This is a genomic window from Catenulispora pinistramenti, from assembly GCF_018274385.1.
GTDB lineage: Bacteria > Actinomycetota > Actinomycetes > Streptomycetales > Catenulisporaceae > Catenulispora > Catenulispora pinistramenti.
Genome location: NZ_JAAFYZ010000017.1, coordinates 63,268 through 81,797, shown reverse-complemented (window position 1 = coordinate 81,797; position 18,530 = coordinate 63,268). Strand labels below are relative to the sequence as shown.

The 18,530-nt window shown below is 69.7% G+C and carries 10 protein-coding genes; all 10 read right to left on the bottom strand.

Translation table 11 applies throughout. From position 1 onward, the window contains the following. Positions 1–472: 472 nt before the first annotated feature. From KGQ19_RS07810 to KGQ19_RS07765, 10 genes are read right to left on the bottom strand one after another with little or no spacing between them, the layout of a single operon-like run. The gene (locus KGQ19_RS07810) at positions 473–820 is read right to left on the bottom strand and encodes a hypothetical protein (RefSeq protein ID WP_212008413.1); all 348 of its coding nucleotides are present in this window, start codon (positions 818–820) and stop codon (positions 473–475) included. Between the two features lie 56 nt (positions 821–876). After that, a complete protein-coding gene (locus tag KGQ19_RS07805; protein WP_212008412.1) occupies positions 877–2,145 on the bottom strand; it encodes an ATP-grasp domain-containing protein in 1,269 nt (422 codons plus the stop codon). Then, positions 2,132–4,033 carry a class I SAM-dependent methyltransferase gene (locus KGQ19_RS07800; protein WP_212008411.1) on the bottom strand — a complete coding sequence of 634 codons (1,902 nt, stop codon included), beginning with the start codon at positions 4,031–4,033 and terminating at the stop codon, positions 2,132–2,134. The genes KGQ19_RS07805 and KGQ19_RS07800 overlap by 14 nt, the downstream gene beginning before the upstream one ends. Beyond that, positions 4,030–5,853 (bottom strand): non-ribosomal peptide synthetase, encoded by a 1,824-nt coding sequence (locus KGQ19_RS07795; protein ID WP_212008410.1) that lies wholly within the window; start codon positions 5,851–5,853, stop codon positions 4,030–4,032. The genes KGQ19_RS07800 and KGQ19_RS07795 overlap by 4 nt, the downstream gene beginning before the upstream one ends. Next, positions 5,850–11,813: a non-ribosomal peptide synthetase gene (locus tag KGQ19_RS07790; protein ID WP_212008409.1), complete on the bottom strand. Its 5,964-nt coding sequence runs from the start codon at positions 11,811–11,813 to the stop codon at positions 5,850–5,852. Before KGQ19_RS07790 ends, KGQ19_RS07795 begins: the two co-directional genes overlap by 4 nt. Further along, a complete protein-coding gene (locus KGQ19_RS07785; protein WP_212008408.1) occupies positions 11,813–13,537 on the bottom strand; it encodes a condensation domain-containing protein in 1,725 nt (574 codons plus the stop codon). The genes KGQ19_RS07790 and KGQ19_RS07785 overlap by 1 nt, the downstream gene beginning before the upstream one ends. Then, a complete protein-coding gene (locus KGQ19_RS07780) occupies positions 13,534–14,508 on the bottom strand; it encodes a TauD/TfdA family dioxygenase (RefSeq protein WP_230418322.1) in 975 nt (324 codons plus the stop codon). Before KGQ19_RS07780 ends, KGQ19_RS07785 begins: the two co-directional genes overlap by 4 nt. Beyond that, complete coding sequence (locus KGQ19_RS07775; protein ID WP_212008406.1) at positions 14,495–14,761, bottom strand: hypothetical protein; 267 nt, start codon at positions 14,759–14,761, stop codon at positions 14,495–14,497. The genes KGQ19_RS07780 and KGQ19_RS07775 overlap by 14 nt, the downstream gene beginning before the upstream one ends. A 3-nt stretch (positions 14,762–14,764) precedes the next feature. After that, a complete protein-coding gene (locus KGQ19_RS07770; protein WP_212008405.1) occupies positions 14,765–16,711 on the bottom strand; it encodes a non-ribosomal peptide synthetase in 1,947 nt (648 codons plus the stop codon). Positions 16,712–16,713: 2 nt separating this feature from the next. Beyond that, the gene (locus tag KGQ19_RS07765; RefSeq protein ID WP_212008404.1) at positions 16,714–18,171 is read right to left on the bottom strand and encodes an MFS transporter; all 1,458 of its coding nucleotides are present in this window, start codon (positions 18,169–18,171) and stop codon (positions 16,714–16,716) included. Between the last annotated feature and the right edge of the window lie 359 nt (positions 18,172–18,530).

Sequence of the window (18,530 nt, the reverse complement as noted above, 5' to 3'; positions counted from 1 at the left end):
CCGGCTGGTTTTCGGTTCGTTCCCCTCGGTCGCGTCGGCAGGGCTTCGCCTACAGTGCCGGTGGCCGGGGGTCAAGTTCGCGCTATCACAAACCGCAGCTCACACGCATGACCGCAAGCGCGCGGACTTTACCCCCGGACACCGGTGCTGTACCCCCCGGGCTGACGACGCGACCGAGGGGAACGGACCGCACCACCCCACAAACCACAGCCGCTGAGACTAGATCAGCCACCCTAGGGAACCGCGCTAGTTTCCCTGAGGTTGCCGAGGCCCGCCGGAGGCCCGGCCCTTCACCACAGCCCTTGACCTTGACCTTCAGCTCTTGATCTTGCCCTTGCTCTGACCTGCTGGAGTTGAAGAGGCCTGAGGTGCGGCGGGGTTGTGAACGCGGGAACCGGCAGCCGACAAACACACCCGCCGACCCGAACCCCGAACCGGCACAACCATGACCGAAGGCCGTAAAAATCGCCTTTCAAACCACAGCCCAACCGCACCCGACCCACAAACTCCAGCCCCCAGCAAACTCCAGCCTCCAGCAAACTCCACCCGCCAACGGATCCCGCCCGCCGACCGACACGTCGCGAACCGCATCGCGAACCACATCGCGAGCCACATCGCGGACTCCTGCCCGAGCAAAGCGCGAACTCCCAGGCAAACGTTGCCCGACACGGCAGTAGCTGTCGAGCCACGCGTAGTCGAACACGCCGTGCGCGGACAGCGCCCCCGGCTCGAACTCGGAGGAGTCGTGCAGATACAGCTGCAGCAGATTGGCGATGACGGGCTTGTCCTCGGCGCCCACGGCGAGAAGATCAACATCCATCTCGCCATGGTGGCAGCCGTGAATCGCAGCTCACCGGCTGTTTTCGGAATCGGAACTCAGGCCTCGAACTCGATCCAGTCCATCAGCTCGATCCGGCGCACGATCTCGGCGAGCTGCTCATGCGTTTGCACGCGGCCCTGGAACGCCGCGAGGCTCGCGCCGTAAGTGCCCTTGCGCCAGTCCACCGGCGCGCCGGGGCGTAGGTGCAGCGACACGCGATCGACCCCGTCCAGGGCGCGCATCTCCCCCAGGCCGGGCATCGATCGCACGCGCCTGGCCCACATGGGTGCGCCGGCCAGGAAGGCGTACGCGATGCGCTGCGGAGTACCGGTCTCCGGTCGGATGTCGACCGGCTTGCCCAGGGCGCAAGTCAGGGCCATGACAGCGGGCTTGCCGGAGCCCGAGGCCTGCGCGAGGTGGTCCACCCAGCCGCCCATCCGGCCGTTGACCTCGATGATGCGGGGCCCGTCCGGTGTGAGGCGCATTTCCACGTCTACGAAGCCCTGGCGGAAGTTCATGGCGCGCGCCGCCCGCGCGGCCAGATCCTTGACCGCCCGCATCTCGTCCGGGGTGAGTTTGGGAGGGCAGTAGGCGCCGCGTTCTCTGAAGGGCGGGGCGGGAGAGAACTTCCCGGTGAAGAACAGCGGGTGGACAACGCCGTCTTGGACCAGGCTGTCCATCGCGACGTAGTCACCCCACGGCTCAGGGGTCTGGCGGCCGATCAGCACCTCTTCCACGACCAGACAATCCTCGTGGTCGGGGTCGCCGGGTGGCGCCGACAGCACTCTGGCCATCCCGGAGCGGTACTCCTCGACGGTGTCGGCGCGGAAGGTGTTGCGGCTCGAACTGCCGACGTTCGGCTTCACGATCGCCGGCAGGCCGATCTCCTGGAGCGCCTTCTCGCTTTCCTCCAGATCGGTCACGGTCGTGCTGGGCAACGCATCGACGCCGGCGACGCGCAGCCGCTCCCGTTGCGCGGCCTTGATCGTGATCGCGGGGATGTCGGACAGGTCCTGGTAGGGCAGGTCCAGTCCGGCGGCGATCTCGGCGGTGTAGCGGAGCTGTCGCTCGGCGAAGGTGGTGATGCCGGCCGGTTCCAGCTTGTGCAGCTGGTGCAGGAGGGCTTGGCGGGTACCGTAGTCCCGCGCGTCGATCACCGTGCCGTAGGTCTCCAGCACCGGTCGCAGGTCCTGCGCCTGTTCCGAGCCGGTCGCGAGGAACGCCAGCCGGCATCCGGCTTCGCCGGCCGCCTCAATGATCTGCTTCGCGCCCAGGCTGCCTTGGTCGTAGACGACCAGAACCAGGGGAAGGTCATGCTCGCTCACGGTCTGGCTCTCCTTCCGCTCCCAGCGCCGGTAGGAAGGGGCGCTTCGCCGAGTCCGGTGCCGAATTCCTGCGGGCGCTGAGAAGAAACATCTGTCCAGCCAGCCCCGGGGTCCGCTGGATCCGCAGCTGGTCGAGCTCGGCCAGGACGGCGAGGGCGGCGGCACCCTCGGCGGGCTGGTCGCAGCTCAGCACCTGCCAGTCGGGGAACGCGAAGAACGGCGTCACCGTGAACCCGGCGAACCCGGCAGCGGTGATCTCGGCCGCCAACTCCTCGGGCCTGCTCAGGTGTCGTCGCAGTTCGTCGCTCTCCTCCGGGGAGTAGAACGAGAGCAGCGATTGGAAGTCGCAGCGCGGGTCCCAGGCGCTCAGGACCAGTCGGCCGTCCGGACGCAGAGTCCGTAGCGATTCGGCGAAGAACCGCCGGCGTTGCGCCGCCGACAGGTGGTTCACCGTGCCCATCATGCAGGTGATGAGGTCGAAGGACCGGTCGCGGAACGGCAGCGCGGTGCCGTCGGCGACGGCGAACCGGCCCTTCCATTCGGCGTCGGCGTTGTCGCGGATCCAGGCGTCACGCAGGTCGATCCCATATGAGCGAACGCCATAGCGCGCCAGCACCTGCGGATACCGCAGGGTCCCGCTGCCGACGTCAAGGGAGGTCTGGATCCGGGCCGGGTCGACGACGCCGAAAAGGTTGATCATCTCCAGGCGCTTCTTGACGCTGTCCGACACCGCGGGGTTCTCGAACCGCTCGTAGAAGGTGGCGTCGTAGTCGTCGATCGTCCGCTTGGCCGTCGGCAGCAACCCGACGCCGTCGAGCTGACGCACCACGCCCACCAGGTCCGGCGGGACCGGGTCGGACGAGGACGATGACGCGGACGAGGACGAGGACGAGGACGCGGCCAGTATCGGCTCGGTCGAACGCAGGATCCCGTGGCGGGCCCAGACATCGCGGTAGCCTGCGCCCCAGGGCAGCAGCTTCTCGTACTGTGTGACCGCCTCAGTGCTCTGGCCACGTTCTTCGAGGCGGCGTGCGAGGTGGTAGAGGTCGTTCCTGGTCTCGTCATTCGGGCCGCTGGCCGCGGCGGCCCGGTACGACGCGACCGCCGCGACCGGGATATCGAGGACGCTGAAGCAGTCGCCTACGGCGTGCAGCGCGGCCGTGCGGTGACGTTCGGACGACGCAGCGATCTGATACGCGGCAACGGCCTCTTCATACGCCCCCACCCGCGCGAAAGCCCCGCCGGCCTCGAACGCCAGCGCCGGATCGGCACGCACCACGTGTGCCGCCTTCCGGGCGATCGCCGCGATGAGACGATCGGTGTCCACCGCATCGACCTCGCCGGACTCGGCAAGGTGCCGGAGGCGGAACACCGCGAACGTGGGTGAGCCCGCCTGCTCGTAGAGCTTGGCGGCGCGCGCCGCGCGGTCGGCCGGATCGCCGGACGTCGGCAGGAGCGCTTCGTCGCGCAGCAGTGCGGCAGCGCGGGCGGGTGTGATCAGCGGCGTCATGGCGTACAGGATCCCCGCCACGGTACCGAGGAATGCCAGAGTCCTGTCACGCTTCGCGGTCATGGCGGTCATGGCGGTCATGGCGGTCATGGCGGTGATGTCGCTGTCGAGCCGGAGCCGCTGCCAAACGGTGCCGCCGACCAAGGTGCAGACGTGGGAGCCGTCCACAGTCAGGCTCAGATGTCCGTCGCCGGTATCCGGCTCCGAATCGGAGTCAGTACCCTGCCGAGCCTGGTCGGCCGGGTTCCCCGAGAGGTCGAAGGAGATCTCTAGGTCGCCGGATTCGGCACCGAGAACGACGTCCACGACGCCCTTCTGCTCAGCGAGCGACAGCCCGACGACCGGTCCGGGCAGGTGCTGCGTCCACAGAGTCCTCAAGCCCGCATCCCCTCGCGGATCCAGGCGCTCAGGCCCGCGACCGTCGGATGCTGGATCAACGTGCTGAGGTCGACCTTGATGTCGAACGCCTCCTCCAGGGCCGTGAGCAAGGACAGGGCCAGCAGTGAGTTACCGCCGAGCAGGAAGTAGTTGTCATGGACTCCGAACCCCTCGGCCTCAAGGCTCTGCGTCCACAGCGCGAGCACCGAGTCTTCGACGGCGTCGCGGGCTTCGGTCCGGTCGCTGCCCTGGACGGCCACCGGGCGGCGCTTCAACTCCAGCCGGTCCACTTTCCCGTTCGGCGTCATGGGGAAGCGGTCGAGCATGACGTACGCGGCGGGAAGCATGTACTCGGGCAGGGTGGCCGCCAGCGACGCCCGGATCTCATCGGGCGTCATCGGTGCCGTCGGCGCCGCCGGGTCGCCGATCAGGTAGCCGACCAGCCGCTTGCTGACCGCGTCGCCGTCGTCCACCACCACGACCGCGTCGGCGATCCCCGGCACGGACTTGAGCGCGACCTCGACCTCGCCGAGTTCGACCCGGTGGCCGCGGATCTTGACCTGGTGGTCGGCCCGGCCGAGGAAGTGCACCAGACCGTCGCCGTCGATGAAGCCCACGTCGCCGGTGCGGTAGAGCCGGCTGCCCGGCGCACCGGAGGAGTCGGGGACGAACTTGTGAGCGGTCAGGCCGGGCCGGTTGAGGTATCCGCGCGCCAGGACCGGGCCGCCGATGGCGATCTCGCCGACTTCGTCCGGCGCCAGCGGTGTGCCGCTTTCATCGAGCACGTATATCCGGGCCCGATCGATGGGTCCACCGATCGACGGCAGTTCGGGCCAGTCGGCGGGATCGCCGGGCAGCCGGACGGCCGTCACGATGTGCGTCTCCGAGGGTCCGTACTGGTTCTCAAGGCTGGTCTCCGGCAGTTCGCTGAAGAGCCGGCGCAGCTGCGGGGTGATCTGGAGTTGCTCGCCGGCGGTGATGACCTCGACCAGCGAGCGGGGGAAACGGCCCAGGTTGCACGCGGCGCCCGCCAGGGCCTGCAATGCGACGAAGGGTAGGAAGAGGCGGTGGATCCCGCCGTCGTCGATGAAGGTCAGCAGCCGACGCGGGTCGCGGCGGATCTCCTCGTCCACCAGGACCAGGCAGCCGCCGGCGGCCCAGGTGCTGAACATCTCCTGGAACGAGGCGTCGAAGGTCGCGGCGGAGAACTGGAGGGTGCGGGTTCTTTCAGCACACTGTGAAGCCGTTCGTTGCCAGGCGATCAGGTTCGCCATCGGCCCATGGGTCATCGCCACGCCTTTGGGGACGCCGGTGGAGCCAGAGGTGTACATGACGTAGGCGAGATCGTCGGGGGCCGTGTCCCGGCGGCGAAGATCGGAGACTGACTCGACCGGGCTGTCATCGTCCACTGCGATGACCCGGATTCCGGAGGGCACCGGCAGCGCCGGCAGTCCGATCGAGTCCGCAGTCGGGACGATCAGATGCGTCGCCGCGCTGTCGCGCATCATGAACTCGAGGCGGGCCGCGGGAACAGCCGGGTCCAAGGGGAGGTAGGCCGCATCCGCCTGAAGCACCGCGAGAACCGCGATCGGGAAGCTGGGCGAACGTTCGGTCGCGATCGCGACGACGGAGCCCGCGACGACGCCCCGGCTGATGAGCCGTGCGGTGAGCCGGTCGGCGGCCACGCCGAGGTCTTCGTACGAGGTCCGCGTCCCGCGGTATTCCAGCGCGGGCAGCCCGGGCGAGGTGCGACGCCGGTCCGCGAAGAGCTCGTGGGCGGGGAGAAGGCCGACCGGGGTGGCGGCGCGGGTCACCGTCATGGCTGCTTCCTCCAAGCGGGTGTCAGCGGGGTCTCGGGCGGGCTCGCCGTCGCCTCGGAGATCCGGCCGTCCGGGTCGCTGGTGAGTCGATCGACCAGCGCGGTGAAACGGCCGAGCAGACCGGTGACCGTGCTCTCCTCGAAGAGCTCGACGTTGTATTCGAGGAAGCCGGTGAAGCCCGCTCCCCCGTCGTTGAGGATCAACCCGAGGTCGAAGCGGGCGGTTCCGAGGTCCACGGGCACCGGCTCCGAAGTGATCCCGGGCAGCGTCACGGCGGGTCCGGCCGCCTCGTTGACCACGAGCTTGGCCTGGAACAACGGTGAGCGGCCGCGGTTGCGGCGCGGGTTCAGGGCCCGCACCACCTGCTCGAACGCCACGTCCTGGTGCCGCAGCGCGGCCAGGACCGCGGTCCGGACCCGGTCCACGAGCTCACGCCAGGTCGGGTCCGCCGAAGTGTCGACGCGCAGGGCGAGCTGGTTGACGAAGAAGCCGATCAGCCCTTCGAGCTCCGGCTCGGTGCGATGCGTGACGTCGGTGCCGATGACCAGGTCGTCCGCCGGCGCCTGGGCCCGCAGCGCCACGCTGAACGCCGCGAGCAGGATCATGAAAGGAGTCGCGTTCAACGCCCGGCCCAGTTCCCGGACGGCAGGCCCGGCTTCGGCAGGCAGCGCGACCGGCACCAGCCGCCCGGCCGAGGACTGCTGCCGCGGCCGTTCGCGGTCGGTGGTGAGCCCGGGCAGCCGTTCGGCCCCGGCCAGCTGCCGCTTCCAGTAGTCGAGCTGGCCGTCGAAGAAGCCTGCTTCGGAGAGCTCGCGCTGCCACCGCGCGTAATCCGAGTACTGGATCGGCGGTTCGGTCAGCGGGGACGGCCGTCCGGCGCCGAACGAGGTGTAAAGCCGGGCCAACTCCGTCATGAACAGGTGCAGGGACCGGCCCTCGTGCACGATGTGGTGGAAGCTGAGCATCAGCACGTGGTCGTCGGAGGCGAGGCGGATCAGACGGCTGCGAAGCGGCGGGTCCTCGGCGAGGTCGAAGGGGCGCCGGTATTCCCGCTCGACGATCCGCCGGAGCTCGGACTCACGCCGCTCGGCGGTCAGGGCCGCGAGGTCGATGACCGGGAGCGGGTGGTAGACGTACGGCCGGACCTCCGGGTGCGGCGACCCGTCCGGCGCGACGATCACCGTGCGGAGGACTTCGTGCCGCCGGACGATCTCCCCCAACGCCAGCGACAGGGCCCTGACGTCGAGGGGGCCGCGAAACCGGTCGAAGACCGGGACGTTGTACTGCCAGTCGCCCGGAGCCAGTTGGGCCGCGAACCACAGGCGTTCCTGGCCGTAGGACAGCTTCTTGGGGGCGTCGTCGGCAGCGCGGACGAGCTCGGGCCGCTGCCCGTCGTCGGCCACGGCACCGCGCAGGTCGTCCACGAAGCCGGCCAGTTCGCCGAGTCGCTGGCGTTCGAAGGGCACCCGCGCGCTCAGGGACACACCGAACCTGCGCCGGATGCGGAAGACCATCTGGAGCACGAGCAGGGAGCGACCGCCGAGGCCGAAGAAGTCGGCCTCCGGCGTGAGCTCGCCGCAGTCGAGCAGCTCACGCCAGATCGCGGCGATCGCCAGCTCGGTCTCGGTCAGGGGCCGGGTGGCGGCCGGCAGACTGGGACCCGCGGCCGAGTCCGGATCGGCGGCGAGATCACGCAGCGCGGCCCGATCGATCTTCCCGCTCGGGGTCAGCGGCAGGGTGGGCAGGACGATGTAGTGCGTCGGGCACAGCGGATCGGGCAGGCGCTCGCGCAGGGCGGCGGCGACCGCGGCCACCGCGGCGGACTGGGCGCGCTGGGACAGCGGATTGTTCGCGTATCGCGCCATGTCGAGCGGGGCAGACGGATCGAGCTGGGCAAGCGGATCGAGCGGGGCAGGCGGTTGGAGCGGGGCAGGCGGATCGAGCTGGTCGAGTGCCGCCTCCGGCCCGGGGTCCGCGTGGGAGCTCGGCACCGAGTCCGGTCCGGCGTGTTCGTGGGCTGCGTCGCGACGGCGCAGCACCGCGTCAAAGGAACCGTCTGCGCGGCCTTGGAGCCAGCTCAGTTCGATGTCATAGTCGCCGCTCAGCTCCCACAGGTCTGCGGGCTCGATACCCGGCTCGACCATTCCCGCCGCGCGCTTGAGCAGCTCTCCGGTCGTCGTGGTGGCATCACCGGATTCGAGGGCCTGCCGCAGGCCGATCAGTGCGGCGAGCCGGGCGTTGGGGACCGCTTGGAATTCGATGCGCTCCGGGTGCTCGTGCTCGATACGCTCCCGCAACGCTTCCAGGTCCAACGCGTCGGTCCGATCTGTGGCGGCGCGAACCGGCTCCGGCGCCCCGCCGACCGTCAGGATCACGTCGTACCGGAACCAACTCAGCTCATTGCCGTAGTCACGCCGCTTGGGCAGTACCCGAACCGCTGAAATCTCCGGCCATCGCGCGCGCAGGGCCGCGAAGTACCGAGGGTCGAGGCAGAGCTCGGGCTCCAAGGCGATCGCGCGCCGGATCCGCGACCGCAACGTCCCTGCCTGGACGCCGGAATCGGCCTTGTGGACTTCCAGGGAGGTATGGAACAGCTCCAACAGCGGCAAGCTGCGCAGGTCACCGAGGAAGATGTGACCGCCGTGGGGAATGGCGTCGACCGCGCTTCGCAGGACTCTGGTGAGGTAGTCCACTGATGGGAAGTACTGCACGACCGAGTTGATGATCACGGTGTCGTAGGACGCGGTGTCATGGGTCCCGGCGCCGGCGAAGCTCTGCTCCGCCGCGGCCACACTGATCTGGACGTGCGGCGACGCCGCAGCCGGGACGGCCTGCCGGACGTAGTCCACCGCGGCGGGTGAGGGCTCGGTACCGGTGTAGGCGTCGCAGAGTTCAGCGACGCGGCCCAGGATCAGGCCGGTGCCGAAACCGATCTCCAAGGCGTTGCGCGGTCGTAGGTCCACGATCCGCCGGACGGTGTCGTCCACCCACGCCCGCATCGCCTCCGGTTCCAGGTCCTGGCCGGTGTAGCTGCTCAGCCATCCGGCCAGGTTGAGGGCCGGGTCGCCGTCGTGCGGTCCGCTGTAGAGATTCTCGTAGAGCCTTCGCCACTCCTCCACCCGGTCGCCCTGCCAGGCCTCGTCCACAGCGTCGGACTGGTCGCGCAGGCACAGGAACGCGACGATCCGCTCGGTTCCGTCGGCCGTCCGACTGAAGTCGACGGCGCACTGCCGCACCGGCTCGCAGGCCTCCAACGCCGCCGAGATCTCGCCGAGTTCGACCCGCTGCCCGCGCACCTTGACCTGGTCGTCCCGACGTCCCAGGTACTCCAGGTCGCCGTCCGGCAGATAGCGCACGAAGTCGCCGGTGCGGTACAGCCGCGCGCCCGGCTCGTCGCCGAACGGATCCGGAACGAAGCGGGCCGCGGTCTCGGCCGGTCGCTGCCAGTACCCCAGGGCCACACCCGTACCACCCACGTAGAGCTCGCCGGTCACCCCGATCGGGACCGGCTGCATGGCGGAGTCCAGTACGTAGACCCGGGTGTTGTGGATCGGTCTGCCGATCGGGACTCGGCCGAAGGGGCTGCCGTAGGCCGAGAACCGGTACGCGGTACAAGCCACGGCGGTCTCGGTGGGCCCGTACTCGTTGACCGCCTGGAGCCCGCCGGACAAGTCGGGGATCGCTTCCTCGTGCAGAGCTTCGCCGCCGATGACCAGCGTACGCGTGAGGGCTGCGAGGTTCCGTGACTGTCCGGCGTGTTCGAGCAGCCGCAGATGCGCGGGCGTGACTTTCAGGAAGGCCAGGTCCGGCTTGGCGTCCGCCAGCATGCGAAGCGCGGCGCCCGGCTCGCGGGGATCGGCCGGGGCCGGGATGAGCAGTCGCCGACCGGTGAGCAACGTGACGAAGACGCTGGTGACCGTCAGGTCGTAGGCGGGCGAGGAGTTGAGGCCGACGTCCGGGCCGGACTCCGCGGCGTACGCCCGCGCCGCCCATGTCAGATAGTTGACGACGCTGCGATGCGTCAGCATCACGGCCTTCGGCCGCCCGGTCGAGCCCGAGGTGTACATCAGGTACAGGATGTCGTCGGGCGTGGTGACGGACGGCAGCGGAGCGTTCGGGCGAGCGGCGACGGCGCCGCGCTCCTCGTCCAGGCGCACGACGCGCGCGTGCTCCGGCTTGAGGACGGGTTGGACGTCGCCGCGGGTGACCAGGAAAGCGGCACCGCTGTCGGCAAGGGCCGCGTCGAGCCGTAGCAGCGGGTGAGCGGGATCGAGCGGCAGATACGCGCCACCGGCCTTGAGGATGGCCACAAGCGTGACTATCAGCTCTGATGAACTTTCCAAGAGCACCGCGACGACCGTTCCGCGCCGAACACCGAGCTCGACAAGATGACGGGCCAGCCGGTTGGACGCCTTGTCGAACTCCGCATAGGTGAGTTCGGCATCCCCCGCGGCGACCGCCACGGCTGCCGGTGTTCTCGCCGCCTGCGCCGAGATCAGCGCGTCGAGGGTCGATGCCGGCGCCTCGGAGGCGGTGGCGGTGTCAGCGGCGGTGTCAGTTTCAGTGTCGGTGGCAGTGTCGTTCCACTCGACCAGCACCCGGTGCCGGTCGCGTTCGGACATGATCGGCAGAGCTCTGACAGCGCCTGCGGGGTTCCCGACCGCCGCAGCCAGCGACAGCACAAGGGCATCGGCGATGCGGGCCACGGTCGCCCGGTCGAACAGGTCGGTGGCGAAGTGCAGCGAGCAGTCCAGCCCGTCGGCCGACTCCAGGATGCCGAGGTCGAGATCGAAGCGGGCGGCGCCGGACTCGGTGTCGAGCCGGACGACGGCCAGCTCACCCATCGCCTCGGCCAGCGGCGGAGTGTTGTGCAGCGTGAAATTGACTTGGAAGAGCGGATTCCGGCCCAGGGTGCGTCGCGGGAACAGGCGCTCCGCGATGGCGTCGACCGGCGTCTCCTGGCGTGCGTACGCGTCGAGGCACGTCCGCTTGACCCGCGTCAGAAGCTGGTCGAAGGTCGGTGCGCCGGACAGGTCGACACGGAACAGCAGCGTGTTGGCGAAGAAGCCGATGAGCCGGTCCAGCTCCGCCTCCCGACGGCCGGCGACCGCACCGCCCACCACGACCTCGTTCTGACCGCTGAACCGGCCCAGCACGCTCGCGAACCCGGCGAGCAGCACCATGTACAGGCTCGCCCCGGCCTGCGCGCCGAGTCGCCGCAGATCCGCCGTCAGATCCGCGGCGAGCGGGAAACAGTGGGTGGCCCCGCGATGGCTCTGCACCGGCGGCCGGGGACGGTCGAAGGGCAGCTCCAACTCCGGTGGGGCCCCGCTCAACCGCGTTTCCCACCAGGTGAGTTGGTCTTCGGCCTCGGCGCTGCGCGACCACTCCTGCTCGGCGCGGCTGTAGTCCACGTAGTGCCGCGGGAGCGGCGGCAGCGGAGAAGGCAGGCCGATGACGAAAGCGTCGTAGAGCCGGTTCAGCTCCTCGCCGAACACCGCCAGCGCCCAGCCGTCGACCGCCACGTGATGGAAGGTGGCGATCAGGATGTGCCGTTCGGCGGACAGGACGAGTAGCCGGAACCGTACCGGCGGCTGCTCGGCCAGGGCGAACGGGACGGTGTGCTCAAGCTCGATCAGGCGGGCGACGGCCCGTTGCCGGCTCGCCGGATCCAGGGACCGCAGATCGACGACCGGCAGCGGCGGCCGGCTCGCGGGCCCGACCCGCTGCACCGCCATCCCGTCCACGGTGGGGAACGTGGTCCGCAATACCTGCTGACGCCTGACGATCTCGCGCAAACAGTGTTCGAGCACTGCGACGTCCAGCGGCCCGGTCAGCGAGAACGGGTTGACGCTGGTGTAGAAGGCGCTGCCCGGGACGAGCTGGTCCAGGAACAGGACGCGGCGCTGTGCCGAGGAGACGGCGACGTCCCCGGGCAGCGGGCCGCCCTGCGCGGGCATCACGCACCGACCCGGGACCGCGGCGCACCGGCGGCATCGATGTCGGCGGCCAGATCGGCCAGGGTCCGGTGCTCGAAGAACCGGTGCAGGGGCAGCTTCACACCGAAGTCCTCATCGATCCGGGACAGCACCGCGAGCGCCAGCAGCGAATGGCCGCCCAGGATGAAGAAGTTGTCCCGCCGCCCGATGTCCTCCCGTTGCAGCAGCTCGCCCCACAGCTGCGCGAGCTTCTGCTCGGTGGGCCCGACAGCCGGATCGGGTGCGGCGGCCGGATCGGGTGCGGTGGCGGAATCGGGTGCGGTAGTGGGATCGGTCCCGGTCTGGACCGTCTCGGCCTCGCCATCGGCACCGGGCCCGTCAGCGAGATCCGGCAGCGTGGGCAACGGGAATCCGTCCACGAGCCCGTCCGGGTCGGCCACCAATCGCCGCAAGACCAGCAACCAGCAGTCCGCGAGCCGCGCGACGGTGTCCGGCTGGAACACGTCGGTCGAGTATCCCCATTCGACGGTCAGGCTGCCGTCGGACTCGGCTGCTGCCGTACACAGGAGATCGAAGACCGGGGTCTGCCGGTCGAGGGGACGCACCCGGGTCCGCAGGTCCGACAGCTCCAGAGTCGACTCGGGCCCGCCGAGCATCTGGAAGACGGTCTGGAACAACGGATGACGTTCGGGATCGCGCGCCCCGCCCCGCAGCGCGACCAGCCGCTCGAACGGGAACTCCTGATGGTCGAAACCGTCCTGGCAGACAGTGGCGGCCCGGCGCAGAACGGCACGCAGCGAATCGTCTGCCCGCACCGGGGTCCGCAGCAGCAGCATGTTGATGAAGATCCCGATGACGCCCGAGAGTTCGGGCCGGTCGCGGCCCGAAGCCGTGCTGCCGACGGCGATATCGTCGCGTCCGGTGGCACGGTGAAGCAGGATGTTGAATCCGGCCAGCAGGGTCATGTAAAGGCTGGCGTTCTCCTCGCGGCCCAGCCGGCGCAGGCGGTCCACGAGCTGCGGCTCCACGGTGACCCGATGGCCTTCGGCCCGCGCTGACCGTCTGCGCGGCAAGGGCCTGTCGGGACGTAACCGTAGTTCTACCAGGCCCGCGACCTGCCCTTGCCAGTACTCGGCATGCCGGTCCAGCTCGCCGCCGTCGAACCGGCGCCGCTGCCAAGCCGCGTAGTCGGCGTACTGGAGCGGTGGCGGTGCCAGCCCGGGCTCGACGCCGCCGTGATACGCCCGGTAGAGCTCGCCGACCTCCCCCAGAAAGACGGCCAACGACCGGGCGTCCGCGATGATGTGGTGCAAGGTGATGGTCAGGACGTGTTGCCGGGCCGCGGTCCGGATCACCGACACCCGCAGCAGCGGGGCCCGCTTGAGGTTGAACGGGGTCGCGGCCTCTCGGCGGACGAGGCCGTCGATGACCTGCTCGGCGGCGGCCGGGTCGGCATCGGCCAGGACGTCGCAGAGGTCCACCATCCGCACCGCCGGGGGCCGGGCGGTGACGACCTGCTTGAGCTCCCCGTCCACGACGGCGAAGCACGTACGCAGGCTCTCGTGCCGCCGCGCGCATTCCCGGACCGCCCGGTCCAGGGCCGCCAGATCGAGGTCACCGGCCAGGTCGAAGGACCTGCTGATGTGATAGCCGCCCGCACCGGCGGCCAGTTCGTCCAGGAACATGATCCGGGCCTGGGCGAACGAGGCCGCGCTCACCGTCGCGGCGGACCGGGCGCCGGTCACGGCCGCGCCCCGGCATCCGTCGGCTCCGCCATCGCGACCGCGACCCGCCGGGGCGGGGAGAAGGGTTCGCGGCCGTGCGCGGTCAGCATGTTGTCGATGACGAGCACGTCGTCCCGCCGGTAGTCGAACCGGGTGGCGGCGGACCGGTAGCAGTCCCGCACGTGGGCCAGGACATCGTCGGGGATCACGCCGCCGTCGCCGTAGTAGCTGTTGGCGGGCAGGTCCGGCTCGGGGAACAACTCTCGCAGCCCGTCGCGGAGATCGGCGGAAAGCGTGGACATGTGGAAGACCGCGATGTGGTTGAACCAGACCGGCTCCCCGGTGTCGGGATGGACGTGTACGGCGTCGCGGATCGAGGTGGTGCGCAGCTGGTCCGACGAGCACCACTCGGCATCGATGTCGCGGTCGCCGCACAGTTTGAGGACTTCCGCGCGGTCGGCGACCCCGAAGACCTCCTGCCAGGGCAGTCCGAAATCGGGGTGGAAGTTGCGCACCGCCATCCAGCGCCGGCGGCTGAACTCCTGGACCACCGCCGGGTCGATGGCGGCCAGCACCCGCCGGGTGTCCACGAGGGGCGTCGCCCCGTGGGCAGCGGGCGGCTGGACACAGTGGAAGTACAGCGTCATCGGCCAGGACTGCTGGTAGGAGTTCTCGTTGTGGAAGAAGATCTCTTCGTGCGGCGGGTATTCGGTCGAGGAGTAGACCCGGCCTTTGATGGTCTCGCGCGGCGAGGAACGCTCCTCGTAGGGCAGCAGCTCGCCGGACAGTGCTCGGACGGCTTCGGCGAACCCGTCCGTCCCGCCGACGTCGAATCCCCGTAACAGCACCGCGCCGTCAGTGCGCAGCCGGTCGCGGATCGCGGCCCGGTCGTCGGCCAGCCGGTCGGCCAGGTTCTCGCCGCCGCCTTGGACTATGTAAGGAAGTCCCACCGCTTGCCCCCGTTCCTGTTCGCCAAGGTCAGGCCGGTCCATCGGCGGATTCCCGGGGTGGCCGGAAGCGCAGCACCGTGTCACAGAACTCACGCCACTGCGGTGTCATCGCGTCCCACAGCACGCCCTGGTCCGCCCCGACCGGGCTGCGCACCACACTGAAGTCATCGCGCAGGTAGACGATCGTTTCGTCGGCGAGAGCGGCGTCTTCGGCCCCGGCGGCATCGGGGGGTTCGGACCAGTGGGGGAACCGACGTACGTCGCCGAGCAGGTAGCCCCGGTAATAGAGGTTCACTTCTCACTCCTCGGCATATTCGACGGTCTCCCGGAACGCCGGGGTGATCAGATCGAAGGACGCGGGTCGTACGTTCCCCTGGCTGAGTTGTCGATCGACCTCGGCGGCCACCTGCTTCGCGGTCGGCGACTTGAAGAAGTCCCGGACCGAGGACTCGACGCCCCACTCCCGGCGGATCTGAGCGATGATCTGCATCGCGCCCAGGGAATCGCCGCCGCTGTCGAAGAAGTCGTCGGCCACCCCGAGCCCCGGATGCAGCAGCACGTCACGGAACAGCTCGACCACGCGCTCCTCGGTGCGGGTGCTCGCGGCCACCGGTGTGGGTCGGGCGGCCGCCGGGGCGACCTCGGTCCCGGCGCCGTTCTTCAAGGCCGCGTAGTCGACCTTGCCGTTCACGGTCATCGGGAGAGCCGACACCAGGACGATCCGGGCCGGAACCATGTAGCGCGGAAGGCTTTCCCGCGCGAGCGCGATCCAGTCCGTCGTCTCGGAGCCGGGTTCGGCGACGAGGTATGCGGCCAGCCGCAGGCGGGCCGGGTCGTCATCGTCACAGACCACTGCGACGGCCCGCACGCCGGGCGCACCGCGCAGCGCCGCCTCCACCTCGCCGAGCTCGACCCGGTACCCGCGCAGCTGCACCTGGCGGTCGCGGCGGCCGATGAACTCGATCTGCGGACCCTGCGACGTCTGCCGGTAGCGTGCCTGGTCGCCGGTCCGGTACATCCGCTCGCCGGATCGCCCGCTGAACGGATGGGGAATGAAGGCTCCCGCGGTCTTGCCCGGATCGCCCAGATAGCCGCGGGTCAACGTCCATCCGGCGATGTACAGGGTGCCGATGGCTCCGGGCGGCACCGGTCGCAGGTCCTCGTCAAGGATGTGGGCCTCGGTCCCCGGCAGCGGGAGCCCGATCATCACCGCGTCGCCGTAGTCCTCCTCGGGCGAGACGACGAAGTAGGTGCTGTCGATCGTGCCCTCGGTCAGTCCGTAGCAGTTCACGACCTTGGTGCCGGGCCCGGCGAGCCTCGCGACCCGGGCCAGGTCGGCGGCCGGGTAGGCGTCCGAGCCCACGATCACCGTCTTGAGGAAGGCCAGCGACTCCCCGGCCTTCTCGGCGTGCTCGGCCAGCGCCCGCAGCACCGGCGGGACGAAGTCGGCGACGTCGATCCCCTCGGCCCGCAGCGACTCCAGCAGCTGTGCGGGCTGGAGCAGAAGCTCACGGGGGAACACGACGAGCGCCGCGCCGGAACACAGGCCGCGCACCAGTTCGCCGAGGAACCCGTCGAAGGCGAAGTTCGCCATCTGGGCGTGCGCCCGGATGTTTCCGCGCAGCCCGAAGGCGGTCTCCCACGCGAGGTGGTTGCCGAGCAGGCCGCCGTGGGTGGCCATGACGCCTTTGGGGCGGCCGGAGGAGCCGGAGGTGTAGATCACGTAGGCCAGGCTGGCCGGGCCGATCGAGCGGTCCGGCCGGGAGACCGGCGGTCGGTCGTCGGCGGTGAGCGCGGCGAGGTCGACGACGAGCGTTTCGACCGACGCTGTTTCGACCGACGCTGTTTCGACCGATGCGCCGGCGAGTTCGGAGCTGAGCGCGGCATCGGTGAGGACCAGGCGCACTCCGGCGTCCGCGAGGATCTGCCGGCGGCGGCGGTCCGGGCTGTCGACGTCCAGGGGAACGTGGGCGGCGCCGGCTTTCCACACCGCCAAGACGGCGACGACGGCCGCGGCCGAACGCTCCATCAGGATGCCGACACACGTCTGGGCTTCGACGCCGGCCGCCAGGAGGCGGTGCGCCAGGCGGTCGGCGGCCTTGTCGAGTTCGCCGTAGGTGAGTCGGGTCTGGCCACTGACGACGGCGGGGGCCGAAGGGGTCCGGGCGGCGGTGGCTTCGATCAGGTCGAGGACGGATCGTTCGGCGGCGGGTCCGACTTCGGCGCCCGCGCTCTGTGCACGCACCGTCAGTTCACCTCCTGGTTGACCGCCGCTTCGCTGTCGGCGTGCGCCTCGGCCGGGGTCTGCTCGGTGTGCTCCTGCTCGGTGGGATCCGCCTCGTCCGGCTGGGGTTTCACGCCGCGCCACATCGGTGTGGCCACGGCGGTGACGGCGGTGAGCGAGATGACGATCCCGGCGACCAGGCCGACGGAGCGGACCCCGTATCCGCTGGCGGCGGCGGTCAGCACGGCCGCCCCGATCGGGCCCAGGGCCGAGTGGATGGTCCAGAACGCGGCCGTCACCCGGCCGAGCAGATCGCTGGGCGTGACCTCCTGGCGGAACGACATGGAACAGATTCCCGCGACGCCGGTGCAGGCCAGCATGACCATCGCCAGTAGCGCGACCACCGGGATGACGCCGGTCAGGCCGATCCCGGCCACGGCCGCCCCGCACAGCACGAAGGCCACGGTCCAGCACTTGCCGAACCCGAACCGTTTGCGGAGCCGGGCCACCAGGGACGAGGCGATGAACGTGCCCACGGTCCCGGCGGACAGCACGTAGCCGGCGAAGGTGTCCGAGTGCTTGAGGTCGTGTTTGATGTGGAAGACGATCAGGTCGGTCACGCCGTAGGTGAGGAAGGTCAGGATCGACAGCCGGATCGTCAGCGGTCGCAGGATCTCGTTCGCCCACAGGAACTTGGCGCCGATGAGGAAGTCCGTCCGGATCCCCTGGCGCGCGGGACGCTTCTCCTCGGATTTGGATCCGCTGTCGGTCTGTGCGGTCCCAGTCTGTGCGGTCTCGCTCTGTGCGGTCTCGCTCTGCGCGGTCTCGCTCTGCGCCGTCTCAGTCTGTGCCGTCTCGCTCTGTGCGGCCCGCTCGGCCGCGTCCGTCCGTCGGCGCAACAGCAGCAGGCCGATCGCGGAGACCGCGAAGCTGACCGAGTCCACGGCGATCGCGACGGACGGGTTGAAGATCCCCGAGATGAAGCCGGCGGCGGTCGGGCCGCCCACGGCTGCGACCGCGTAGGAGCTGTAGAGCCGGCCGTTCGCCTCGGTGATCTGGTCCGAGGAGACCAGCTTGGGCACCACGGTCACGTAGCCGACCCGGAACAGCATGCCGAAGACCGCGCCGAGCGGGACCACCACGTAGATGAACCACAGCTGCGGGGAGAACAGCCACACCACCGGGATCAGGCCGTAGAGCAGGAACCGCGCGATGTCGCACACCATCAGCAGGGCCTGGCGGTTGACCCGGTCGGCGATGACCCCGGCGACCAGGCCGGTGCCGATGGAGGCCACCCCGGTCACACCGGTGACCAGACCCATCTGCACGATCGAACCGGTGGTGTGCAGGACCAACAGCGGTATCGCCACATAGGAGAAGGAGTCGCCGACCGAGGAAAGGGTCTGCGCGGTCAGGAAGAGCATGAAGTTGCGATTGCGCCAAAGCGACACCGGGTTTGACATCGTGACACCGATGGACATAGTCCTCCCCGTAGCCAATGGTGAGGATTCAAACCGAGGGGTTCGGATCCGTCAAGGCCTTGCGCGAAGTTTATTCGTGGACTGATACTCGATATGTTCGACGCTCGCTGCCGTCAGGGCCCTTACGGGCCGACGCGGGCCGCCCGCAAGCCGCGGCGGCGCGATCCGGACCGAGCCGGAGCCGGTCGGGCAGGCGGTCCTCCATCCGCCCGATGTCAACCACCTACTCACCCGACCCCTACCGAACACGTGCTCTGGGAAACGTCGGCGGCCGGGAGCACCGGTGCCGGCCCACATCCGCCCGCGCCGGGGTCCCGCAGCGCGGCCTGACGCGTCGAACACCTGATGCGGGACGCCCG